This window comes from Nocardioides zeae (genome assembly GCF_030818655.1).
Classification (GTDB): Bacteria; Actinomycetota; Actinomycetes; order Propionibacteriales; family Nocardioidaceae; genus Nocardioides; species Nocardioides zeae_A.
Genome location: NZ_JAUTAN010000001.1, coordinates 1,357,162 through 1,380,212, shown reverse-complemented (window position 1 = coordinate 1,380,212; position 23,051 = coordinate 1,357,162). Strand labels below are relative to the sequence as shown.

The 23,051-nt window shown below is 72.6% G+C and carries 21 protein-coding genes; 7 read left to right on the top strand and 14 right to left on the bottom strand.

The annotated features are described in order from the left end of the window. The 3 genes from pgi to QE405_RS06570 all read left to right on the top strand — a co-directional run bounded on the left by pgi (position 1) and on the right by QE405_RS06570 (position 3,548). A complete protein-coding gene (pgi, locus tag QE405_RS06580) occupies positions 1 to 1,683 on the top strand; it encodes a glucose-6-phosphate isomerase (RefSeq protein ID WP_307199405.1) in 1,683 nt (560 codons plus the stop codon). Further along, positions 1,680 to 2,402, top strand: coding sequence for a 6-phosphogluconolactonase (pgl, locus tag QE405_RS06575; protein WP_307199404.1), 723 nt, complete (start codon positions 1,680 to 1,682; stop codon positions 2,400 to 2,402). The genes pgi and pgl overlap by 4 nt, the downstream gene beginning before the upstream one ends. 66 nt (positions 2,403 to 2,468) lie before the next feature. Beyond that, positions 2,469 to 3,548: a hypothetical protein gene (locus tag QE405_RS06570; RefSeq protein ID WP_307199403.1), complete on the top strand. Its 1,080-nt coding sequence runs from the start codon at positions 2,469 to 2,471 to the stop codon at positions 3,546 to 3,548. Between the two features lie 99 nt (positions 3,549 to 3,647). On the opposite strand, the gene QE405_RS06565 is transcribed toward QE405_RS06570, so the two are convergent. The 11 genes from QE405_RS06565 to uvrA form a co-directional block, all read right to left on the bottom strand. Then, the gene (locus QE405_RS06565) at positions 3,648 to 4,010 is read right to left on the bottom strand and encodes an RNA polymerase-binding protein RbpA (RefSeq protein WP_307199402.1); all 363 of its coding nucleotides are present in this window, start codon (positions 4,008 to 4,010) and stop codon (positions 3,648 to 3,650) included. A gap of 46 nt (positions 4,011 to 4,056) precedes the next feature. Beyond that, positions 4,057 to 4,290 carry a preprotein translocase subunit SecG gene (gene secG / locus QE405_RS06560; protein ID WP_163771878.1) on the bottom strand — a complete coding sequence of 78 codons (234 nt, stop codon included), beginning with the start codon at positions 4,288 to 4,290 and terminating at the stop codon, positions 4,057 to 4,059. 75 nt (positions 4,291 to 4,365) lie between these two features. Next, positions 4,366 to 5,172 carry a triose-phosphate isomerase gene (gene tpiA / locus QE405_RS06555; protein ID WP_307199401.1) on the bottom strand — a complete coding sequence of 269 codons (807 nt, stop codon included), beginning with the start codon at positions 5,170 to 5,172 and terminating at the stop codon, positions 4,366 to 4,368. Beyond that, positions 5,172 to 6,371 (bottom strand): phosphoglycerate kinase, encoded by a 1,200-nt coding sequence (locus tag QE405_RS06550; protein WP_307199400.1) that lies wholly within the window; start codon positions 6,369 to 6,371, stop codon positions 5,172 to 5,174. The genes tpiA and QE405_RS06550 overlap by 1 nt, the downstream gene beginning before the upstream one ends. Position 6,372: 1 nt before the next feature. Then, positions 6,373 to 7,368: a type I glyceraldehyde-3-phosphate dehydrogenase gene (gene gap / locus QE405_RS06545; RefSeq protein WP_307199399.1), complete on the bottom strand. Its 996-nt coding sequence runs from the start codon at positions 7,366 to 7,368 to the stop codon at positions 6,373 to 6,375. A 152-nt stretch (positions 7,369 to 7,520) separates the two neighbouring features. Further along, positions 7,521 to 8,510, bottom strand: a complete 990-nt coding sequence (gene whiA, locus QE405_RS06540; protein WP_163771874.1) for a DNA-binding protein WhiA — start codon at positions 8,508 to 8,510, stop codon at positions 7,521 to 7,523. 94 nt (positions 8,511 to 8,604) lie between these two features. Further along, positions 8,605 to 9,561 (bottom strand): gluconeogenesis factor YvcK family protein, encoded by a 957-nt coding sequence (locus QE405_RS06535; RefSeq protein ID WP_307205622.1) that lies wholly within the window; start codon positions 9,559 to 9,561, stop codon positions 8,605 to 8,607. Positions 9,562 to 9,587: 26 nt separating this feature from the next. Continuing rightward, on the bottom strand, positions 9,588 to 10,469 hold the full coding sequence (rapZ, locus tag QE405_RS06530; RefSeq protein WP_307199398.1) for an RNase adapter RapZ: 882 nt from the start codon (positions 10,467 to 10,469) through the stop codon (positions 9,588 to 9,590). Continuing rightward, positions 10,470 to 12,461, bottom strand: a complete 1,992-nt coding sequence (gene uvrC / locus QE405_RS06525) for an excinuclease ABC subunit UvrC (RefSeq protein WP_307199397.1) — start codon at positions 12,459 to 12,461, stop codon at positions 10,470 to 10,472. 84 nt (positions 12,462 to 12,545) lie between these two features. Beyond that, positions 12,546 to 12,968 carry a Rieske (2Fe-2S) protein gene (locus QE405_RS06520; protein ID WP_307199396.1) on the bottom strand — a complete coding sequence of 141 codons (423 nt, stop codon included), beginning with the start codon at positions 12,966 to 12,968 and terminating at the stop codon, positions 12,546 to 12,548. Further along, positions 12,965 to 16,006, bottom strand: coding sequence for an excinuclease ABC subunit UvrA (gene uvrA, locus QE405_RS06515; RefSeq protein WP_307199395.1), 3,042 nt, complete (start codon positions 16,004 to 16,006; stop codon positions 12,965 to 12,967). Before uvrA ends, QE405_RS06520 begins: the two co-directional genes overlap by 4 nt. A 144-nt stretch (positions 16,007 to 16,150) precedes the next feature. Here uvrA and QE405_RS06510 point away from each other — a divergent pair, with 144 nt between their 5' ends. Together QE405_RS06510 and QE405_RS06505 are read left to right on the top strand one after the other, a co-directional pair. Beyond that, on the top strand, positions 16,151 to 16,828 hold the full coding sequence (locus tag QE405_RS06510; RefSeq protein WP_307199394.1) for an MBL fold metallo-hydrolase: 678 nt from the start codon (positions 16,151 to 16,153) through the stop codon (positions 16,826 to 16,828). Positions 16,829 to 16,945: 117 nt separating this feature from the next. Continuing rightward, entirely contained in the window at positions 16,946 to 18,331 is a 1,386-nt protein-coding gene (locus QE405_RS06505; protein WP_307199393.1) for a dicarboxylate/amino acid:cation symporter, read from the top strand. 291 nt (positions 18,332 to 18,622) lie between these two features. Here QE405_RS06505 and QE405_RS06500 read toward each other — a convergent pair whose 3' ends face one another. Then, positions 18,623 to 19,165, bottom strand: coding sequence for a flavin reductase family protein (locus QE405_RS06500; protein ID WP_307199392.1), 543 nt, complete (start codon positions 19,163 to 19,165; stop codon positions 18,623 to 18,625). Positions 19,166 to 19,260: 95 nt separating this feature from the next. Here QE405_RS06500 and QE405_RS06495 point away from each other — a divergent pair, with 95 nt between their 5' ends. Both QE405_RS06495 and QE405_RS06490 read left to right on the top strand, forming a co-directional pair. Beyond that, positions 19,261 to 20,541, top strand: a complete 1,281-nt coding sequence (locus QE405_RS06495) for an alpha/beta hydrolase (protein ID WP_307199391.1) — start codon at positions 19,261 to 19,263, stop codon at positions 20,539 to 20,541. A 5-nt stretch (positions 20,542 to 20,546) separates the two neighbouring features. Beyond that, positions 20,547 to 21,191, top strand: coding sequence for a class I SAM-dependent methyltransferase (locus QE405_RS06490; RefSeq protein WP_307205617.1), 645 nt, complete (start codon positions 20,547 to 20,549; stop codon positions 21,189 to 21,191). A gap of 21 nt (positions 21,192 to 21,212) precedes the next feature. On the opposite strand, the gene QE405_RS06485 is transcribed toward QE405_RS06490, so the two are convergent. Both QE405_RS06485 and QE405_RS06480 read right to left on the bottom strand, forming a co-directional pair. Beyond that, a complete protein-coding gene (locus QE405_RS06485; RefSeq protein ID WP_307199390.1) occupies positions 21,213 to 22,331 on the bottom strand; it encodes a prenyltransferase in 1,119 nt (372 codons plus the stop codon). Next, positions 22,328 to 23,041, bottom strand: a complete 714-nt coding sequence (locus tag QE405_RS06480) for a class I SAM-dependent methyltransferase (protein ID WP_163771868.1) — start codon at positions 23,039 to 23,041, stop codon at positions 22,328 to 22,330. The genes QE405_RS06485 and QE405_RS06480 overlap by 4 nt, the downstream gene beginning before the upstream one ends. Positions 23,042 to 23,051 lie beyond the last annotated feature (10 nt).

Here is a 23,051-nt window from a genome sequence, read left to right as displayed (position 1 = left end):
ATGAGCAGCGCACCGCACGTCTGGCCCGTCGACCCCACCTCCACCGCCGCCTGGTCGCGCCTGCGCGACCGGGTCGGCGCGTTCGAGCCCGACCTGCGGGGGTGGTTCGCCGCCGACCCGGGTCGGGCCGAACGCCTCTCCTTCACGGCGGGCGACCTCTTCGTGGACCTGTCCAAGGCCCTCGTGGACGGTCCCCTGCTGGACGACCTCCTCGCGCTCGCCGACGAGGTCGGCGTCGCCGGGCGACGGGACGCGATGTTCCGTGGCGAGCACATCAACACCACGGAGGACCGTGCGGTGCTCCACACCGCGCTGCGCCTGCCGGAGACGGCCACGCTCGAGGTGGACGGCCAGGACGTCGTCGCCGACGTCCACGCGGTGCTGCGGCGCGTCTACGCCTTCGCGGAATCCGTGCGCTCCGGCGAGTGGCGGGGCGCGACCGGCGAGCGGATCCGCACCGTCGTGAACATCGGCATCGGCGGCTCCGACCTCGGTCCCGTGATGGCGTACGAGGCCCTGGCGGCCTACCGGCACCCGTCGATCGAGTGCCGCTTCATCAGCAACATCGACCCGACCGACGCGGCCACGACGCTCGCGGACCTCGACCCGTCGACGACGCTGTTCATCGTCGCCAGCAAGACGTTCGGCACGCTGGAGACGCTGACGAACGCGCGGCTGTGCCGGCAGTGGCTGCTGGACGGTCTCCGTGCGGCGGGCGCTGACGCGTCGGTCGTCGACGACGCGGTCGCCCGGCACTTCGTGGCGGTCTCGACCGCGCTCGACAAGGTCGCCGACTTCGGCATCGACCCGGACAACGCCTTCGGGTTCTGGGACTGGGTCGGCGGACGCTACTCGGTGTCCTCGGCCATCGGTACGTCGCTGGTCGTGGCGATCGGTCCGGAGCGCTTCGCGGAGTTCCTCGACGGTCTGCACACGATCGATGAGCACTTCCGCACCGCGGCTCCCGCGGAGAACGTCCCGCTCCTCATGGGGCTCCTCAACGTCTGGTACACCGACTTCCTCGGTGCGGCCACCCACGCGGTGCTGCCCTACGCGCAGCTGCTGCACCGCTTCCCGGCGTACCTGCAGCAGCTCACGATGGAGTCCAACGGCAAGGGCGTGCGCGCGGACGGGACCCCGCTCACGGCGGGGACGGGCGAGGTCTTCTGGGGCGAGCCGGGGACGAACGGGCAGCACGCGTTCTACCAGCTGATCCACCAGGGCACGCGCATCATCCCGGCGGACTTCATCGCCGTGGCCAACCCGGCGTACCCGCTGGCCGACGGCGACACCGACGTCCACGAGGTGTTCCTCGCCAACTTCTTCGCGCAGACCAAGGCGTTGGCGTTCGGCAAGACGGCGGACGAGGCGCGCGCGGAGGGCACGGCCGAGGACGTCGTGCCGGCCCGCGTCTTCACCGGCAACCGCCCCTCGACGTCGATCCTGGCGCCGGAGCTGTCGCCGTCGGTGCTCGGTCAGCTGATCGCCCTCTACGAGCACATCACCTTCACCCAGGGCGTGGTGTGGGGCATCGACAGCTTCGACCAGTGGGGCGTGGAGCTGGGCAAGCAGCTGGCGCAGCAGGTGCTGCCGGCGGTGACGGGGGACGCGGACGCCCTCGCGGACCAGGACGCCTCGACGCGGTCGCTCATCGAGCGGTACCGCGCGGAGCGTCGGTCGTGAGCCGGGGGGAGACCGTCCGGGTCCACCCCGACGCGGAGACGCTGGCGCGGACCGTCGCGCTCGCCCTGCTGACGCGGCTCGCGGAGGTGCAGGCCGAGGGCCGCACGCCGCACGTCGTGCTGACCGGCGGCACCATCGCCGACCGGATCCACCACGAGGTGGCGGGGCAGGCGGGCGAGTCCGGGGTGGACTTCACGGACGTCGTGTTCTGGTTCGGCGACGAGCGCTTCGTCGCCGGGGACTCCTCCGACCGCAACGCGGGCCAGGCCCGGGCGGCCTTCCTGGACGCGGTCGGGGCGACGCAGGTGCACGACGTCCCGTCGGCCTCCGACGTCGCGTCGGCGGACGAGGCAGCCGCGGCGTACGAGCGGCTCCTGCAGGAGCACCTCGTGGGCGAGGTGGACCTCGTGATGCTGGGCGTCGGCGAGGACGGCCACGTCGCGTCGCTCTTCCCGGGCTACCCCCAGCTCGACGAGACCGAGGCGCTCGCCGTCGGCGTGCGGGACTCCCCCAAGCCGCCGCCGGACCGTGTGACGCTGACCCTCGCGACCCTCAACCGCGCCGGGGCGGTGTGGTTCCTCGTGAGCGGCGACGGCAAGGCCGCAGCCGTGGCCGAGGCCCTGGGCGGCGCCGACCTGCACGACGTGCCCGCGACGGGCGTCGACGGCCGTACCGAGACCGTCTGGTGGCTCGACGCCGCCGCGGCCTCGCGCCTCTGATCCCTCGCGCGTCGAGTTGGGTCGTACGGCGCGGCGTGGGCGTCGAGTTGGGTTGTACGGCGCGGCGTGGGCGTCGAGTTGGGTCGTACGGCGAGGCGTGGACGTCGAGTTGGGTCGAGGGTTATCCACAAGCGAGTCGTAGGCGGGTGCACGAGCCGCCCTCAACACGCACACTCACTGGTCATGACGCTCGCCAAGTTCCAGGGTCTGCCGGTCCTCGATGACTCCTTCCCGCTGCCTCTCGATCGCCCTTTCCACCGACACGACGCCGTCGCGGAGGGGTTTCCACTGCGCTGGCTGAGCGCGCTCGTGGCGTCCGGCCACCTGCGTCGGCCCCTGCGGGGGGTGTACGTCGCGGCTCAGGTGCCCGACGACACCGCGGCGCGCATTGCGAGCCTCAGACTCGTCGTGCCGGACGACGCGGTCATCTGCGATCGGCACGCGGGGTGGCTCCACGGCGCTGACATGGTCCTGGCGCCAGGAGAGCACCTGGGCGCGCACCCCATCCGAGTCTTCCGGTTCCCCGGTTCGTACCGCCTGTCAGGCCCCCAGATCGACAGCGGACAACGCGCGATGCTGGCCCGCGACGTCACCGAGGTCGACGGCCTCCTGGTGACCACGAAGCTCCGGACTGCGCTGGATCTCGGACGACAGCGGTCGGCCGTCGTCGCGCTCAGTGGTGTGGACGCGATGCTTCGTGCTGATGTCGACCGGGACGAGCTGCTGGCCGAGGTGGGACGCTTCGCCGGTGAGCGGTGGGTCAGGACCTTGCGCTACGTCGCCCCCTTGTCGAGTCGGCTCAGCGCGTCGCCGCCAGAGTCCGCGGTGAAGCTCGCCTGGTACGAGACGACCGGCACGCTCCCCGACCTCCAGATCGAGGTGACCGGGCCGCGGGGGCGTCCAGCATTCCTCGACCTCGGGAGCAAGGCCCTGCGGTTCGCGGTGGAGTACGACGGCGCGGAGTGGCACAGCTCCGGCAGCGACAGGGCCCATGACGACGAACGACGGGACCACATCACCCGCGTCCACCGCTACGACATCGACGTGGTGACCGCCTCGAACGTGTACGGGCCGACCCGCGACATCGAGGCGATCATCCGGTCCGGTCTGGAGCGAGGACGACGCCGCCTCGGTACAGCCGCTTGAAGCTCAGCCCGCGCCGTACGACCCAACTCGACGCGCACGCCGCGCCGTACGACCCAACTCGACGCGCACGCCGCGCCGTACAACCCAACTCGACGCAGGTCAGAAGACGAGGTCGCCGGAGGCACGGCGGGTGCGGAGCTGCTTGAGGGCCTCGTCGAGCAGCACCTCGGCCTCGGCGTCGGAGCGGCGCTCCTTCACGTAGGCCAGGTGCGTCTTGTAGGGCTCGTTCTTGGGGACCGCCGGCGGGTTGTCGGAGTCGAGGCTGGCCGGGAGGCCGCACTTGGGGCAGTCCCACGACTCGGGAGCCTGGGCCTCGATCGAGAACGTCATCACCGAGCGGTGGTCACGCCCGCAGAAGTACGTCACGGTCTGGCGAGGGGCCGCCTCGCCGCGCGCGTCCTCCCCCATGGGACCGGATCCGATCCGCGTGCCGCGGATCGCGCTGCCACCTCTGCCCGCCATGCTGCTTCCTCTTCTCTACCGGTGGGTCGCGCCAGGAGGGCGTGGATCAGGCGTAGGCGAGCAGGAGCCCGAGCGCGATGACGCTCGCGAACCAGATGATGCCGATGCCGATGGTGTAGCGGTCGAGGTTGCGCTCCGCGACCGACGAGCCGCCCAGGCTGGTCGAGACGCCACCACCGAACATGTCGGAGAGGCCACCACCCCGTCCCTTGTGCAGGAGCACCAGGACGATCATCAGGAAGCTCGTGATCATGAGCACGGCGGTGAAGAGGACAGTCACGGAGGGAAACCTTACGTCACGGGTGGAACCGTGGGCGGGCGAGGACCCGCCCGCCCACGGCGATGGTGCGATGGATCAGAGCAGCGGCATGTCGTAGAACCGGCAGATGCCGCCGAACTCGTCGGCCTGGAGGCTGGCACCGCCGACGAGCGCGCCGTCGACGTCCTCCTTGACCATGATGCCGGCGACGTTCGCCGCCTTGACCGAGCCGCCGTAGAGCACCCGCACCCCGTCGGCCGCGGCGTCGCCGTGGACCTCCCGGATGCGGGCACGGATGGCCGCGCACACCTCCTGCGCGTCCTCGGGCGTGGCGACCTCACCAGTGCCGATCGCCCAGACCGGCTCGTAGGCGATGACCAGCCCGGCGACCTCCTCGGCGCTGAATCCGGCGAGCGAGCCGTCGACCTGCGCGACCGTGTAGGCCACGTGCTCGCCGGCCTTGCGGACCTCGAGGCCCTCGCCCACGCACACGATCGGCGTCATCTCGGCACCGAGCGCGGCCCGCGCCTTGGCGTTGACCACCGCGTCGCTCTCACCGTGGTACTCACGGCGCTCCGAGTGGCCGACGACCACGTAGGAGACACCGAGCTTGGCGAGCATCGCCGCCGAGATCTCGCCCGTGTAGGCGCCCGACTCGTGCACGGACACGTCCTGCGCGCCGTACTTCAGCTTGAGGCGGTCGCCGTCGACCAGGGTCTGCACGGAGCGCAGGTCGGTGAACGGCGGGACCACCACGACCTCGACGGCGTCGTGGTCGTGCTTCTTGTCGGACAGCGTCCACGCGAGCTTCTGGACCAGCGCCACCGCTTCGAGGTGGTTGAGGTTCATCTTCCAGTTGCCCGCCATGAGCGGCGTGCGGCCGCTCGTCGTCGTGCCCGCCATCAGTCCTCCAGCACCTTCACGCCCGGGAGCTCCTTGCCCTCGAGGTACTCCAGGCTCGCGCCGCCGCCGGTCGAGATGTGGCCGAAGGCCGACTCCTCGAACCCGAGCGTCCGCACGGCCGCGGCCGAGTCGCCGCCGCCGACGACCGACAGGCCGTCGATCCGGGTGAGCGCCTCGGCGACCGCCCGCGTGCCACCGGCGAAGGCCGGCACCTCGAAGACGCCCATGGGGCCGTTCCAGAACACGGTGCGCGCGCCCGCGAGCGCCTCGGCGAACGCAGCCGCCGAGTCGGGCCCGATGTCGAGGCCCAGGCTGCTCGCCGGGATGTTCGACGCCGGCACGACGATCGGCTGCGGCTCGGTGTCGCCCGACGGGAACTCCGTGTCCACGACGATGTCGCTGGGCAGCACGATCTCCACGCCCGACTCCTCGGCGCGACGCAGGTACTCGATGCACACCGGCACCTGGTCGTCCTCGAGCAGGCTCCGCCCGACCTCGTGGCCCTGGGCCTTGAGGAAGGTGAAGACCATGCCGCCGCCGATGAGCAGCTTGTCGGCCTTGCCGAGCAGGTTGTCGATGACGCCGAGCTTGTCGGAGACCTTCGAGCCACCGAGCACGACCACGTAGGGCCGCTCGGGGGTCTCGGTGAGGCGCTTGAGCACCTCGATCTCCGCGCTGACCAGCGCACCCATCGTGTGCGGCAGGCGCTGGGCCACGTCGTACACGCTCGCCTGCTTGCGGTGGACCACGCCGAAGCCGTCGGACACGAAGGCGTCCGCCAGCGCGGCGAGCTCGTCCGCGAACGCGCCGCGCTCCGCGTCGTCCTTGCTCGTCTCGCCCGCGTTGAAGCGGACGTTCTCGAGCACGGCGACCTGGCCGTCGGCCAGGCCCGCGACCGTCTCGCGGGCGCTGTCGCCCACGGTGTCGGTCGCGAACGCGACCGGCGCGCCCAGCAGCTCGCCGAGGCGAGCGGCCACGGGGCCCAGGGAGTACGCCGCGTCGGGCGTGCCCTTCGGACGACCGAGGTGGGCCGTGACGACCACCCGGGCGCCCGCGTCGGCGAGCGCCTTGATGGTCGGCACGCTGGCCCGGATGCGGCCGTCGTCGGTGATCGTCGTGCCGTCGAGCGGGACGTTCAGGTCCGAGCGGACCAGCACCCGCTTGCCGGCGACCTCGCCGAGACCGGGGTAGGACCCCACGTCAGAGGGTCTTGCCGACGTACGCGATCAGGTCGGCGAGGCGGTTCGAGTAGCCCCACTCGTTGTCGTACCAGCCCGCGACCTTCACCTGGTTGCCGATGACCTTCGTCAGCGGGGCGTCGAAGATGCAGGACGCCGAGTCGGTGACGATGTCGGAGGACACGATCGGGTCGGTGGAGTACTTCAGCACCTTGCCGTCCGCGGCGGCCTTGACCGCCTCGTTGACCTCCTCGACGCTGGTCTCGCGCGAGGCCTCGAAGGACAGGTCGGTGAGCGAGCCGGTCGGGGTCGGCACACGCAGCGCGTAGCCGTCCAGCTTGCCCTTGAGCTCGGGGAGCACGAGGCCGATGGCCTTCGCCGCACCCGTCGAGGTCGGGACGATGTTGAGCGCGGCGGCGCGGGCGCGACGCAGGTCCTTGTGGATGTTGTCCTGCAGGTTCTGGTCGGCCGTGTAGGCGTGGACCGTCGTCATGAGGCCCTTGTTGATGCCGACGGCCTCGTTGAGGGCCTTCGCCATGGGGGCGAGGCAGTTCGTCGTGCACGACGCGTTGGAGATGACCGTGTGCGCGGACGGGTCGTAGAGCTCGTGGTTGACGCCGTAGACGATCGTGATGTCGTCGTTGGTCGCGGGCGCCGAGATGATGACCTTCTTCGCGCCGCCGTCGACGTGGGCCTTCGCCTTGGTCGCGTCGGTGAAGAAGCCGGTGGACTCGACCACGACGTCGACGCCGATGTCGCCCCACTTGAGGTCGGCGGGGTTGCGCTCGGCGAACGCGTGGATCTCCTTGTCGCCCACGACGATCGCGGAGTCCGTGGAGCTCACGTCGGCGTCGAGGCGGCCGAGGATCGAGTCGTACTTCAGCAGGTGCGCCAGCACCGCGTTGTCCGTGAGGTCGTTGACGCCGACGATCTCGATGTCCAGACCGGAGGCGCGGACCGCCCGGAAGAAGTTGCGGCCGATGCGGCCGAAGCCGTTGATACCTACGCGAACAGTCACTGCTTCTCGACTCCTAGGGGTGCGGACCCGGGGCGAATGACCCGGCTCGTGGCGGGTTGCCGGGCACGACCCTACCTCCCGCCGCCGACACCCTGGAGAGGTGGCACAGACCGGTGGACACCTACCGGTCGGTACGTCGCCGGAGCGGCCGCTCAGACCTCCTCGGCGAGCATCTCCGGGGTGAGCGACGCCTCCGTGTCGGGGATGCCGAGGTCCTCCGCGCGCTTGTCCGCCATCGCCAGCAGGCGGCGGATGCGCCCGGCGATCGCGTCCTTGGTCAGGGCCGGCTCGTGCAGCTGGCCCAGCTCCTCCAGCGACGCCTGCTTGTGCTCGAGCCGGAGGTGGCCCGCCGTCTTGAGGTGGTCGGGCGCCTCCTCCCCGAGGATCTCCAGCGCCCGCTCGACCCGGGCTCCGGCGGCGACCGCGGCCCGCGCCGAGCGCCGCAGGTTCGCGTCGTCGAAGTTGGCCAGGCGGTTGGCCGTCGCCCGCACCTCGCGGCGCATGCGGCGCTCCTCCCAGGCCATGAGCGCCTCGTGGGCGCCGAGCCGCGTCAGGAGGGCGCCGATCGCGTCACCGTCCCGCACCACGACGCGGTCGTAGTTGCGCACCTCGCGCGCCTTGGCCTGCACGCCCAGCCGGCGGACGACCCCCACCAGGGCCAGGGCGGCCTCCGGACCGGGGCAGGTCACCTCCAGCGACGAGGAGCGACCGGGCTCCGTGAGCGAGCCGTGCGCGAGGAACGCGCCGCGCAGGGCCGCGACCGCGTCGCACGCGCCCCCGGAGACGACCTGCGGCGGCAGCCCGCGCACCGGACGACCGCGACCGTCGAGGAGCCCCGTCTGGCGGGCCAGCGCCTCGCCGTCCTTCGCGATGCGCACCAGGTAGCGGCTCCCACGCCGGATGCCGCTGCTCCCCTGGACGAGCACGACGTCCGAGTCGTGCCCGAAGACGTCCTTGAGGTCCTTGCGGAGCCGACGGGCGGCGGCGCCGGTGTCGAGCTCGGCCTCCACCACGATGCGGCCCCCCACGATGTGCAGGCCGCCGGCGAAACGGAGGAGCGTCGCCACCTCGGCCTTGCGGCAGCAGGTCTTGGTGATGTGCGTGTTGGAGAGCTCCGCCTTCACCTGTGCCGTCATCGCCATGCGCGACATCCTGCCACGGCGCGCGACACGCCGAGGCTTCGTCGCCGAGATCCCGGGCGTGCCGCGACGTACCAGCCCGCGGCTCCGCTCCCGATCAGCCCATCAAGCGCTCGAAGACCCCGGCCAGCTTCGCCGGGTCGTGCCGGGGGCTGCCGTCGCCCACGGCGACGTCGGCCAGCACGAGGCGCGCGCCGTGGGTCGCGACCCAGGCCCGTACGCCGCCGCTGTCGCCCACCGCGCCCTCGTCGGCCACGACGGTGTCGATGCGCAGGTCGGGGGCGTGCTCGAGCAGCGCGTCGAGGTGATCCTCCGGGCCGTAGCCGGCCGTCTCCCCCGGCTGGTCCGCCAAGTTGAGCACCACGACCACCCGCGCGTCGGACTCGACGAGCGCACGTCGCAGCTCGGGGACCATGAGGTGCGGGATGACGGAGGTGTACCAGGACCCGGGCCCGAGCACGACCCAGTCCGCGGCGCGCACCGTCGCCACCGCCTCCGGGCAGGCGTCGGGGTCGGGCGGGTCGAGCTGGATGTTGACGATGCGGCCGGACGTGCTGGCGACCTCGACCTGGCCGCGGACGTGGACGAGCTCCTCGCCGTCCCCCTCCGCGACCCGCACGTCCGCCGTGATGTCCATGGGGGTCACGGCCATCGGCAGCACACGGCCCTGCGCGCCCAGCAGCCGCCCGACCCAGTCGAGGGCCGGGACGTGGTCACCCATCAGCTCCCACAGACCGACGATGAGCATGTTGCCGACGACGTGGCCCCGCATCTCGCCGTCGCCGGCGAACCGGTGCTGCAGCACCTCGGCCCAGGTGCGGCCCCAGTCGTCGTCCCCGCACAGGGCGGCCAGGGCCATCCGCAGGTCACCCGGCGGCAGGACCCCGAACTCGCCGCGCAGGCGCCCGGAGGATCCGCCGTTGTCCGCCACGGTCACCACGGCCGTCAGGTCACCGACGACGCGGCGCAGCGCCGCCAGCGAGGCGAACAGGCCGTGGCCGCCGCCGAGCGCCGCGACCGAGACGCCGGGCAGCGCGACCGACCGGGGGCCGATCGGTGCCTGGGCGTCGCCGAACGGGCTCACTCGCGCCCGAGGTCGCGGTGGGTGGCGCGGACCTCGAAGCCGTCGGCGCGGAGCCGGGCCGCGATCTCCTCCGTCATGGCGACGCTCCGGTGCTTGCCACCGGTGCAGCCCACCGCGACCGTCATGAACCGCTTGCCCTCGTTGAGGTAGCCCTCGGCGACCGTCTCCAGCAACGGCACGTACTGCTCGAGGAACGGCTCCGCCGCCGGACGGCCCTTCACGTAGGCCGCCACGTCGGGATCCTGCCCGGTCAGCGCCCGCAGCTCGGGCACCCAGTGGGGGTTGGGGAGGAAGCGCATGTCGGCCACGAAGTCGGCGTCGACGGGGATGCCGTACTTGAACCCGAAGCTCACCACCCGCACCTTCAGCCGCGTCGTGTCCGGGGTGCCGAACGCCTGCGCGATGCGCTTCGTGAGCTGGTGGACGTTGAGGCTCGTCGTGTCGATCACCAGGTCGGCGTCGGACCGCAGCTTGGCGAGCACCGCGCGCTCGCGGTGCAGCCCGTCGAGCAGCCGGTCGCTCCCCTGGAGCGGGTGGGGCCGGCGCGCCGCCTCCTGACGGCGCACGAGCACCTCGTCGGCCGCCTCGAGGAACAGCAGCGTGGCCTGGCGATGGGTCGCGCCCTCCGCGAGGTTGACCTGGAGCGAGTCGAAGAACGAGCCCGAACGCACGTCGACGACGACGGCGATGGGCTGCTGGGAGCCCTTGCTCTCGTCGACGAGGCGCACGACCTCCCGCAGCAGCGTCGGTGGCAGGTTGTCGACCACGAAGAAGCCGAGGTCCTCCAGCTCCTTCGCGGCCGTGCTGCGACCGGCGCCGGTCATGCCCGTGACGATGACGAGCGGCCCTCCAGGGGCCTCGGGTGCTGGAGCGGACACTCAGTCCTCCTCGATCTCGCCGGTCGCGGTGTTGACCCGCACATTCTGTCCGCGGCTGCGGCGTTCCGCATCGTCCTTCGCCAGCGCGTCCTTGATCGCCGCCGCCGTCGCGGGACCGATGCCCGGCACCTGGGCGATGTCGGCGACCTCCGCGGCGCGCAGCTTCTTCAGGGAGCCGAAGTGCTTCAGCAGGCCCTTGCGGCGCACCTCGCCGAGGCCGGGGACGTCGTCGAGCACGCTCTCGACCATCGACTTCGACCGCCGCGACCGGTGGTGGTTGATGGCGAACCGGTGGGCCTCGTCGCGGATCCGCTGCAGGAGGTAGAGGCCCTCCGACGTGCGCGGGAGGATGACCGGGTCCTCCTCCCCCGGCACCCAGACCTCCTCCAACCGCTTCGCGAGGCCGCAGATGGGGATGTCGTCGATGCCGAGCTCGTCGAGCGCGCGCTGCGCGGCCGCGACCTGCGGGGGCCCGCCGTCGACCACGACGAGACCGGGCGTGTAGGCGAACTTGCGTGGACGACCCGTGTCGGGGTCGACGAGCATCGGCCCCGACTCGTCGTCCCCGGGACGCAGCTCGCTGCGCGCCTGCTCGTCGAGCAGCCGTCGGAACCGTCGCGCGATGACCTCGTGCATCGACGCCACGTCGTTCTGGCCCTCGACGTCCTTGATGACGAACCGCCGGTACTCCCCCTTGCGGGCCAGGCCGTCCTCGAAGACGACCATCGAGGCCACCACCTCGGTGCCCTGGAGGTTGGACACGTCGTAGCACTCGATCCGCAGCGGGACCTCGGACAGCTCGAGCGCTTCCTGGATCTCCTCCAGCGCCCGGTTGCGGGTCGTCAGGTCGCTCGCCCGCTTCGTGCGGTGCAGCGCCAGCGCCTGCTCCGCGTTGCGGGCGACCGTCTCCTGCAGCGTCCTCTTGTCACCCCGCTGGGGCACCTTGATGCGCACGCGGCTCCCGCGCAGCTCGGAGAGCAGCGCCTCGACGGTCTCGACGTCGGGCGGCAGCGCCGGCACGAGCACCTCGCGCGGGATGGCGTCGGGATGGCCCGCCTCCCCGGCGTACAGCTGCAGGAGGAAGCCCTCGACCAGCTCGGGCACGCCGCCGTCGTCCGACCGGTCGGCGACCCAGCCGCGCTGGCCGCGGATGCGGCCGCCGCGCACGTGGAAGATCTGCACGCCGACCTCGAGCGGGTCCTCCGCGAGCGCGACCACGTCGGCGTCGGTGCCGTCGCCGAACACGACCGCCTGCTTCTCCAGCGCCCGTTGCAGCGCCCCGAGGTCGTCGCGCAGCCGCGCGGCGCGCTCGAACTCCATGGCCTCGCTCGCGGCGTACATCTCCTTCTCGATGCGCTTGACGAACGCCGCCGTCTGGCCGCCCATGAACGCGCAGAAGTCGTCGACGATCGCGCGGTGCTCCTCGGCGCTCACCGAGCCCACGCAGGGCGCGGCGCACTTGTCGATGTAGCCGAGCAGGCAGGGTCGCCCGACCTGCTGGGACCGCTTGAACACACCGTTGCTGCAGGACCGCATGGGGAAGACGCGGAGGAGCGTGTCGACGGTGTCGCGGATCGCCCACGCGTGGCTGTAGGGCCCGAAGTAGCGCGTGCCCTTGCGCTTGGCGCCGCGGCCGACCATGACGCGCGGGAACTCGTCGGAGACCGTCACGGCGAGCCACGGGTAGGACTTGTCGTCCCGGTACTTCACGTTGAAGCGCGGGTCGAACTCCTTGATCCAGGAGTACTCCAGCTGGAGCGCCTCGACCTCGGTGCCGACCGTCGTCCACTCCACGCTCGCGGCCGTGGTGACCATCGTCGCCGTGCGCGGGTGGAGGCCCGCGACGTCCTGGAAGTAGGACGACAGGCGCGCCCGCAGGTTCTTCGCCTTGCCGACGTAGATCACCCGCTGGCGCGCGTCGCGGAAGCGGTAGACCCCCGGCTGCGTCGGGATCTCCCCCGGGCGCGGGCGGTAGGTCGTCGGATCAGCCACGGATCGACCCTACGTCGCCCCGCCGACGGTCCTGGACGCCCCGGTACGCCGCGGCGCGAGGCGTGACGGAGGTCGCGGAGCGCCTCACGCGAGGACGACGTCGTCGCCCGCGACGTCGACGGCCACGGCCGGCAGGGGCTCGTCGGCGGGACCCTCCTGCACGGAGCCGTCGGCCACGGAGAAGAGGCTGTTGTGGCAGAGGCAGACGATCGACCCCTCCTCCACCCGGGTCACCTGGCAGCTCCGGTGGGTGCACGTCGAGGAGAACGCCTTGAACTCGCCCGCGGTCGGCTGCGTCACCACGACGCCCTGGTCGTCGAGGATCACGCCGCCGCCCACCGGGACCTCGCCCGTCGCGACCAGCACGTCGCCCGGGGAGCCCGACGGTGCCGAGACCTCCTCGCCCCCGCAGGCGGCCACGGCCGGGGCGACCACGGCGGCGCCCGCGACACCCGCCCCGGCGCGGACCAGCCCGCGCCGGTCGATCCCCCGGCCCGCCGCGGTCATCGGCCGCGCCCGGCGGTGGTCGCCTTCGCCGCGGCCGCCTTCTTGGTGGCGGTCTTCTTGGCCGCCGCCTTCTTCGCCACCGTCTTCTTCGCGGGGGCCTTCGTCGCGGGGGCCTTCGTCGCGGCGGCGACCTTGCCCCCGCCCCTGCCGAGCGGCGCCTCCTCGGCCGGCCGCGGCGCGCTGGCGCTCGCGGCGCGCCCCTCGAGGAGGGGGGCGAGGAAGCGCCCGGTGTGGCTCGCCTCCACTGCGGCGACCTCCTCGGGCGTGCCCTCGGCCACGACGTACCCGCCGCGCGAGCCGCCCTCGGGACCCATGTCGATGATGTGGTCGGCCGTCTTGATGACGTCGAGGTTGTGCTCGATGACGAGCACCGAGTTGCCCTGGTCGACCAGGCGGCCGAGCACGACCAGCAGCCGCGAGATGTCCTCGAAGTGGAGGCCCGTCGTGGGCTCGTCCAGCACGTAGAGCGTGCGGCCCGTCGAGCGACGCTGCAGCTCGGTCGCCAGCTTGACGCGCTGGGCCTCACCACCGGACAGGGTGGTGCCCGGCTGGCCGAGCCGCACGTAGCCCAGCCCCACCTCGAGGAGGGTCTTGAGGTGGCGGTTGATCACGGGGACCGCGGCGAAGAAGTCGACGGCCTCCTCGATCGGCATGTCGAGCACCTCGGCGATGGTCTTGCCCTTGTAGTGCACCTCGAGCGTCTCGCGGTTGTAGCGCGCACCGTGGCAGACCTCGCACGGCACGTAGACGTCCGGCAGGAAGTTCATCTCGATCTTCAACGTGCCGTCGCCCGCGCAGGCCTCGCAGCGGCCGCCCTTGACGTTGAACGAGAACCGCCCCGGCATGTAGCCGCGCACCTTCGCCTCGGGCGTCGCCGCGAAGAGCTTGCGGACGTGGTCGAAGACCCCCGTGTACGTCGCGGGGTTCGACCGCGGCGTACGCCCGATCGGCGACTGGTCGACGTGGATCACCTTGTCGACGTGCTCGAGGCCGGTGATCTTGCGGTGCCGTCCCGGGACGGCCTTCGCGTTGTAGATGTGCTTGGCCAGCGACGCGTAGAGGATGTCGTTGACGAGCGTCGACTTGCCGGAGCCCGAGACGCCGGTGACGGCGAGGAACAGGCCCAGCGGGAACGTCACGTCGACGCCCTGGAGGTTGTTCTCGCGCGCGTCGACGACCGTCAGCTCGCGGCCGGTGGTGCGCGGTCGGCGCACGGCCGGCACGGGGATCTCGCGGCGGCCCGACAGGTACTGCCCCGTGATCGAGTCCGGGTGCTCGTAGAGCCCCTGCACGCTGCCGGAGTGCACGATCTGGCCGCCGTGCTCGCCGGCGCCGGGACCGACGTCGACGACCCAGTCCGCGACCCGGATGGTGTCCTCGTCGTGCTCGACGACGATGAGGGTGTTGCCGAGGCTCTTGAGCCGCAGCAGCGTCTCGATGAGGCGCTGGTTGTCGCGCTGGTGGAGGCCGATCGAGGGCTCGTCCAGCACGTAGAGCACACCGACGAGGCCCGCACCGATCTGCGTGGCGAGCCGGATGCGCTGGGCCTCGCCGCCGGACAGCGAGCCCGAGGAGCGGTCGAGCGTCAGGTAGTCGAGACCCACGTCGAGCAGGAAGCGCAGCCGCTCCTGGATCTCCTTGAGCACGTTGGCCGCGATCTGGCGCTGGCGCTCGCTCAGCTGCAGCCCGTCGAGGAACGCCGACGCCTCGTTGAGCGGCATCCGGCAGACCTCGGCGATGTTGCGGCCGCCGACGGTCACGCTCAGCACGACGGGGCGCAGACGGGCGCCGCGGCACGTGGGGCACGGCACCTCGCGCATGAAGCCCTCGAACCGGTCGCGGCTCGTGTCCGTCTCCGCCTCGCGGTGGCGCCGCTCGACGTAGGCCCGGACGCCCTCGAAGTCGGCGTGGTAGGACCGCTCCCGCCCGTAGCGGTTGCGGTGCCGCACGTGCACCTTCTTGGCGTGGCCGTCGAGCACGACCTTGCGGACGCGCTCGGGGAGCTCGTCCCACGGCGTGTTGAGGTCGAAGCCCATCTCGTCGCCGAGGGCGGCGAGCAGCCGCAGGAAGTAGTCGGCCACGTGGGCGCCGGTCCAGGGCGCCAGCGCGCCCTCGCCCAGGGTCGCGGTGGGGTCGGGCACGACGAGCTCGGCGTCGACCTCCATGCGGACGCCGAGGCCGGAGCAGTCCGGGCACGCGCCGTACGGGGCGTTGAAGGAGAACGAGCGGGGCTCGAGCTCGTCGACCTCGAGCGGGTGGTCGTTGGGGCACGCGAGCTTCTCGGAGAAGCGCATCTCGCGACCGGGGTCGTCGTCGGGGAGGTCGACGAAGTCGAGCACCACGAGGCCGTTGGCGAGGCCGAGGGCCGTCTCCACCGAGTCGGTGAGGCGCTGCTTGGACGACGGCTTCACCGCGAGCCGGTCCACCACGACCTCGATCGTGTGCTTCTTCTGCTTGTCGAGCTTCGGCGGCTCGTCGAGGGCGTGCGTCTCCCCGTTGGTGCGGGCGCGGGAGAAGCCCTGGGTCTGCAGGGAGCGGTAGAGCTCGAGGTACTCCCCCTTGCGGCCGCGCACGACCGGAGCGAGCACCTGGAACCGGCGGCCCTCCTCGAGGCCGAGCACGCGGTCGACGATCTGCTGGGGGGTCTGGCGGGCGATCGTCTCGCCGCAGACGGGGCAGTGCGGCGTGCCGGCCCGGGCGTAGAGCAGGCGGAGGTAGTCGTAGACCTCCGTGATGGTGCCGACGGTCGAGCGCGGGTTCTTCGAGGTGGACTTCTGGTCGATCGACACCGCCGGCGACAGGCCCTCGATGAAGTCGACGTCGGGCTTGTCCATCTGGCCCAGGAACTGGCGGGCGTAGGCCGAGAGCGACTCGACGTAGCGACGCTGGCCCTCCGCGAAGATGGTGTCGAAGGCGAGGCTCGACTTGCCCGACCCGGACAGACCGGTGAAGACGATGAGGCTGTCGCGCGGCAGGTCGACCGAGACGTCCTTCAGGTTGTGCTCGCGGGCACCTCGGATGATCAGCTGGTCGGCCACGGTGGTCCTTCGCGTGTCGGAGGGGACCGCGGCCCCGAGCGGGCCGCGTCGCGTCGAACAAGTTTTCGACATCGGGCGTCGAACCGCAAGCCGACGCGCGGCACCACGATGTCACCCCGCCCCAACCGCTCCTACGATCGGCCCATGACCGATGACTACACGGGCCGTGTCACGCCGGGTGGCCCGCCGCAGGTGCGCGAGCTGCCGGGCCTCACCATCACGAAGCTGGCGGTGGACGACACGATGTCCAACAACGTCTACCTGCTGCGCTGCACCGCCACCGGCGCGCAGCTCCTGGTGGACGCGGCCGCCGAGCCCGAGCGGGTCGTGCCCCTTGTCGGGGACGCGGGGCTCGCGGGCGTGGTGACGACCCACCAGCACTGGGACCACCACCGCGCGCTGGCCGCCGTGGTGGAGGCGACGGGAGCGACGACGTACGCCGGCGCGCCCGACGCCGACGCGATCACCGAGCAGACCGGTGTGGCCGTCGACCGGCGCCTCGAGCACGGGGACACCGTCTCCTTCGGCGAGGTCACCCTCGGCGTCATCGCGCTCGCGGGGCACACCCCCGGCTCGGTCGCGCTCGTGTACGACGACGGCTCGGGCGCTCCGCACCTCTGGACCGGCGACTCCCTCTTCCCCGGGGGCGTCGGCGGCACGTTCGGCGACGACGCGGCCTTCCGGCAGCTCCTCGGCGAGGTCGAGACCAAGATCTTCGGGACGCTGCCGGACGCGACCACCTTCTACCCGGGCCACGGCGACGACTCGACCCTCGGCGACGAGCGCCCCTCCCTCGGCACGTGGCGCGAGCGGGGCTGGTGACCGACGCCACCCGGACCGCCGGCGCGGGAGCGGCCTGCGCGGAATAGCGGTGCGCGGGGGCCCGTTGTGACCCTTCGTGCCCGTGAGGTCCGCGGGCTCTCGGAAAGGCGGTCCTCCGTGTCCCACGCTCCCTCCGCAGCCTCCCCCGGCCCGGACTCCGGTCCCGACGCCGGACGCGCGTCCGGCGGTCGGCGCCGCCCGGCGTTCCTGCGCGTGCCGTTCTGGGCGCAGATCGTCCTGGCGCTCGTGCTGGGCGTCGCGCTCGGCCTCGTGGCGCGCCTCGGCGACGTCAGCTGGTTGACGACGACGCTGCAGACGATCGGCGACGTGTTCGTCGGGCTGCTCAAGGCCGTGGTGCCGCCGCTCGTGTTCGCCGCGATCGTCGTGAGCATCGCCAACCTGCGGCAGGTGGCGAACGCGGCCCGCCTGGCCGCGCAGACGCTCCTGTGGTTCATGATCACGTCGCTCATCGCCGTCGCCATCGGCCTGGGCCTCGGCCTGCTGACGAACCCCGGACGCTCGGCCGACGTGAGCGCCCAGGGCGCGACGTACGACGGGGGCACCGGCTCGTGGGTGGACTTCCTGACGGGCCTCGTCCCGGCCAACTTCCTCGGCATCTCCTCCTCGGAGAGCGGCATCAGCTTCAACGTGCTGCAGATCGTGGTCGTCGCCCTCGCCATCGGCGCGGCGGCGCTCAAGGCCGGTGACAAGGCCGAGCCGTTCCTCGGCATCATGCGGTCGTTCCTCGCCGTGGTGCAGCAGATCCTCTGGTGGATCATCAAGCTCGCGCCGCTCGGCACGCTCGGTCTCATCGGTGCCGCGGTCGCGTCGTACGGCTGGGACCTGCTCGGTCCGCTCGCCGTCTTCACCGTCGACGTCTACGTCGGCTGCGCGATCGTGATGTTCGTCGTCTACCCGGTCATCGCCCGGCTCCACGGGCTCTCCCCCGCGAAGTTCTTCTCGGGTGCGTGGCCGGCGATCCAGCTGGCGTTCGTGTCGCGCTCGTCGGTCGGCACCATGCCGCTGACGCAGCGGGTGACCACGCGCAACCTGGGGGTGCCGGAGGAGTACGCGTCGTTCGCGGTGCCGTTCGGCGCCACGACCAAGATGGACGGCTGCGCCGCGATCTACCCGGCGCTCGCGGCGATCACCGTCGCCCAGATCTTCGGCATCCCCCTGGGGATCCAGGACTACCTGCTCATCGCCTTCGTGTCCGTCATCGGCTCGGCGGCCACGGCGGGCCTCACCGGCGCCGTCGTCATGCTGACGCTGACACTGACCACGCTGGGGCTCCCGCTGGAGGGCGTGGCGCTGCTGCTCGCCATCGACCCGATCCTGGACATGATGCGCACGGCGACGAACGTCGCCGGCCAGGCGCTCGTGCCGACGATCGTCGCGAAGCGCGAGGGCATCCTCGACCAGGAGCGGTACGACGGCCCGCGGATCGACGTCACCGTCGACGACCCCTCCGACGTCGCCGCCCCGGTGCGCGCGGCTGCCTGATCGGGGCGGGACCACCACGGGTCCCACTCCGTGCGGCGTCCCCCGCCCTCCCGGGACGTCATGCGAACCGGGGGCCCCGGCGGTCGCCGCGCATGACGTCCTGCGCGAGGCCGCACGCTGACCTCCCGGACGTCATGCGACGCGGCGCCCCCGACGAGCGACAGGCATGACGTCCGCAGCGGGACCCGCGCCCGGTGCGGACGTCATGCGAACCGGCTCCGCCCCCACTGGTGCGGTGCTGGTGCGTCCTGTGCGGTGGTCGACCGCGTGTGAAGTAGCCCGGACACCGCGTTACACGACGGTGGGGCGCGGCGGCTGCTCGGCGGTCGGGGCCTCGGCGACGAGGCGCGCGTAGGCGCTGCGGTGGTAGAGCAGCGGGGCGGCGTCGCGGACGCGCTCGACGCGACGCACCCGGCCCACCACCAGGTCGTGGTCGCCGCCGTCGTGGACGGCCTGCACCGTCGCCTCCACGTGCGCCAGGGCCCCGTCGAGCAGGGGCTCGCCACCGAGGCCCGGGGTCCACCGGAGGTCGCGGAAGCGGTCCCCGCCCGACGCCATCGCCGCGGCGACGTCAGCCTGGTCCTCCGCCAGCACGTTGACGCAGAACCAGCCCGCGTGGCGGACCCGGGGCCACGTGCGCGACGTGCGTGCGGGGGCGAACACCACGAGCGGCGGTCGCAGCGACAGGCTCGCGAAGGACTGCACCGTCATGCCGACGGGCTCCCCCTCGTCCAGCGCCGTCACGACGACGACACCGGTCGCGAAGGTGCCCATCACGTCGCGCAGGCGCGGGATCGGCACGTCGGGCAGCGGGACGGACGGGGGGACGGACACGCACTCATCGTGGCACCCGGGTCCGCGACCGGCGGGCAGCACCCTCCGGTGACCCGCGAGTAACCAGGCGTGGCCGCGCCGCCTACAGTCACCCCGTGGGTCTCCTCCGTCGCCAGCTCGCGCTCGCCGCCCTCAACGCCAACGCCTTCCACCCGCCCCGCGGGCTGCGGTCGGGCGTCTACGCCTTCGCCGCCGGCTGGCTCACCACCGAGCTCGCTCCGCAGCTCCTGGGCCTGACGGCGCTCGACGCCGCCACGCACCCGCCCCGCGCGGGCGACCGCAGCCGTGCGGCCGGCCTCGCGCTCGCGGCCGCCAACGCCGCCGCCCTCGGGGTCATGGTGGCGCAGGCGCAGCGCGCCCGGGGCGGCGTGGAGACGGCCCTGACCGACGCCCTCGGGGTCGACTACGTCGAACAGCTCGACCAGGCCCCCACCCCCGCCGACCTCGCCCTGCCGTGGCGGCAGCTCGCGACGCCGCTGCGCGTCTTCCGCCGCGGACCCGACGGCGTCCAGGTCGAGCGCGACATCGCGTACGCCGACGCCGGCCGCCGCACGATGCTCGACGTCTACCGGCCCAGCGAGCCGGTGCACCCCGGCGGGGCGCCCGTGCTGCTCCAGGTCCACGGCGGTGCCTGGCGCGTGGGCAGCAAGGAGACCCAGGCGGTCCCCCTCATGCAGCACTTGGCGAGCAAGGGCTGGGTCTGCGTCGCGATCAACTACCGCCTCGCGCCGCGGGACCCGTGGCCGGCGCACATCGTCGACGTCAAGCGCGCCATCGCGTGGGTCCGGCAGCACATCGGCGCTTACGGCGGCGACCCGTCCTACCTCGCCATCACCGGCGGCTCGGCCGGCGGCCACCTCGCGGCCCTCGCCGCGCTCACGCCCGGCGACCCCGACTTCCAGCCCGGCTTCAAGGACGCGGACACCCACGTCGAGGCCGCGGTGCCGCACTACGGGGTCTACGACTTCGCCGGCGCGACCGGGCTCCCCCGGGCGATCCGCATGCGGGACCGCTTCCTCGGTCCGCTCATCCTCCGCCGGCGCTTCGCCGACGACCCGGCGCCGTTCGAGGCCGCCTCGCCCCTCCTGCGCATCACGCCGGACGCCCCCGACTTCCTCGTCCTCCACGGCACCGCCGACAGCCTCGTCGACGTGGAGCAGGCCCGCTTGTTCGTCGACCGCCTGCGGGAGGTCTCGGACCGCTCGGTGGTGTACGCCGAGCTCCCCGGCGCCCAACACGCCTTCGACACCCTGCCGTCGATCCGCAGCGCCCACGTGGTGCGGGCCATCGACCGCTACCTGCACTGGCACTGGAACGGCTGGCGCGGCCGGCCCGTGGGCGACAGCCCCGCCGAGGTCGCGGAGGACCAGTCGTGACCGAGATGCCCGCCGACCTGCTCGACCACGCGCTCGCCGCGAAGGGCTTCATGCCGCCCGACGAGGGCCTCCTCCTGCACCGCTGGGCCCGCGCGCGGCTCCCCCACGGTCCGGTGCTCGAGGTCGGGACCTACTGCGGCAAGTCGGCGATCTACCTCGGCGCCGCGGCCCGCGAGGTCGGCGGCACCGTGGTGACGGTCGACCACCACCGGGGCTCCGAGGAGAACCAGGCGGGCTGGGAGCACCACGACGCCACCCTCGTGGACCCCGCGTCGGGCCTCATGGACACCCTGCCCACGTTCCGCCACACCCTCGAGCACGCCGGCCTCGAGCACCTCGTGGTGCCGGTCATCGGCCGCTCGACCACGGTGGCGGCGTTCTGGCGCACTCCCCTCGCGCTGCTGTTCATCGACGGCGGCCACGCCGAGGAGCACGCCCACAACGACTACACGGGGTGGGCGCGCTGGCTCGACCGCGGCGCGGCCCTCGTCATCCACGACGTGTTCCCGGACCCCGCGGACGGGGGCCGCCCGCCGTACGACGTGTTCTGCCGCGCCCTCGACTCCGGCGACTTCGTCGAGGTCGAGGCGCTGGGCTCGATGCGCGTGCTCGAGCGCGTGCGCGGCGAGGCGGGCGACCCGGTCACCTGAGCCGCGACCGCGGCCCCCGGCTCAGGTCGGGGCCGGGACGGTGCAGCCGCAGTCGCCCGCCACCTCGGCGGGGTGCGGCCCGAAGGTCGAGCCCACCATGATGTCGGCCCCCGGCGTCGTCCCGCTGAGCTGGTCGGCGGCGAGCAGCACCGCGGCCGCGGTGTAGGTCGTGCGCTCGTTGGGCCAGAACACCTCGTCGGGCCACACCCAGCCGGTCGTGTACCCACCGTCGTCCACCCGCAGGTGCTGCATGTCGCCGAACAGCCGCAGGGCGCGCTCGCGGTCGCCGATGGCGTCGAGCGCCATGACCAGCTCGCAGGTCTCGGCACCCGTGACCCACGGGTTGGTGTCGACGCAGCGGATCCCCAGCCCGGGCACGACGAAGTCGTCCCACCGGGCCTCGATCATCCGGTGGGCGGCCTCGCCGCGGACGGCGCCGCCGAGCACGGGGTAGTACCAGTCCATCGAGAACGTCGACTTGTCCAGGAAGTCGCCGGGGTGGTGGCGCACGGCGTGGCGCAGCCGTCCGGCCGCGAGCTCCCACGTCGGCTGCGCGTCGTCGACCAGCTCGGCCAGCGCCAGCCCCGCTCGCAGCGACTGGTAGCAGCTCGACGACCCCGTCAGCAGGGCCTCCTGCCGCACGCCCGCGGGCGCGCCGTCCACCCAGTCCTGCACCCACGCCAGACCACCGAACGGCAGCTGCATCCCGACGACGAAGTCGAGCGCGGCGCGCACCATCGGCCAGGCGGCCTCCACGAACGCCCGGTCGCGCCGGACGAGCCAGTGGTGCCAGACCCCCACCGCGACGTACGCCGTCATGTTCGACTCGCCGCTGTCGTCGGCGACCTCCGTGCCGACGACCTTGACCGGCCACGAGCCGTCCGCCCGCTGCTGGGCCCGGCACCAGTCGTAGGCGCGCTCGGCCGCCTCGACCTCGCCGCCGACGAGCAGCGCCATGGCCGCCTCGACGTGGTTCCAGGCGTCGGTCTTGTCGCCGGTCGTCCACGGGATCGCACCGTCCGGGTGCTGCATCGCGGCGATGGAGGCGGCCGTGCGGCGTACCTCCTCGGCGCTCAGCACGCCGGCGACCGCGGGCACGGCGTGGCCCACGCTCTCGGCGGCGCTCCCGGCGCCGCTCATGCGGGCTTGCGGAAGTAGAGGACGAGGCTCTTGCCGATCAGCGGGTCGAGCACGCGGCCCGCCAGGCGCAGCGCACGCGGCTGCTTCATGATCTCCCAGACGAGGAGCCGGTGGTACGCCCTCGCGAGCGGGTGGTCGTCGTTGCGCACGCCGACGGCGCACTTGATCCACCAGTACGGCGCGTGCAGGCCGTGCGCGTAGTCCTTGCCCACGAGCTCGAGGCCGGCGTTCGTCACCTTCGTGACGAGCTCCTTGTCGGTGTAGATGCGGATGTGGCCGCCGGGCGTGTCGTGGTACTCCGTCGACAGCTGCCAGCAGATGGCCTCCGGGAGCCACCGCGGCACGCTGACGGCCAGCGTCCCGCCCGGACGCAGCACGCGCACGAGCTCGTCGATCGCCTGGAGGTCGGCGGGGATGTGCTCGAGGACCTCGGCGGCGACGACACGGTCGAACTCGCCGTCGGCGAACGGCAGCCCGAGGGCGTCGCCCTCCTTGGTGTCCGCCTCGGCGCCCGCAGGCACCTCGCCGGCCTCCTTCATCGCGCCGAAGAGGTCCCGCACCCCGGCGAGCTCGTCGGCGTCCTGGTCGAAGGCCACGACGTCGGCGCCGCGGCGGTACATCTCGAAGGCGTGCCGGCCGGCACCGCAGCCCATGTCGAGCACGCGCTCGCCGGGCCGCAGGCCCAACCGGTCGAAGTCAACGGTCAGCATCCTGCTCGCT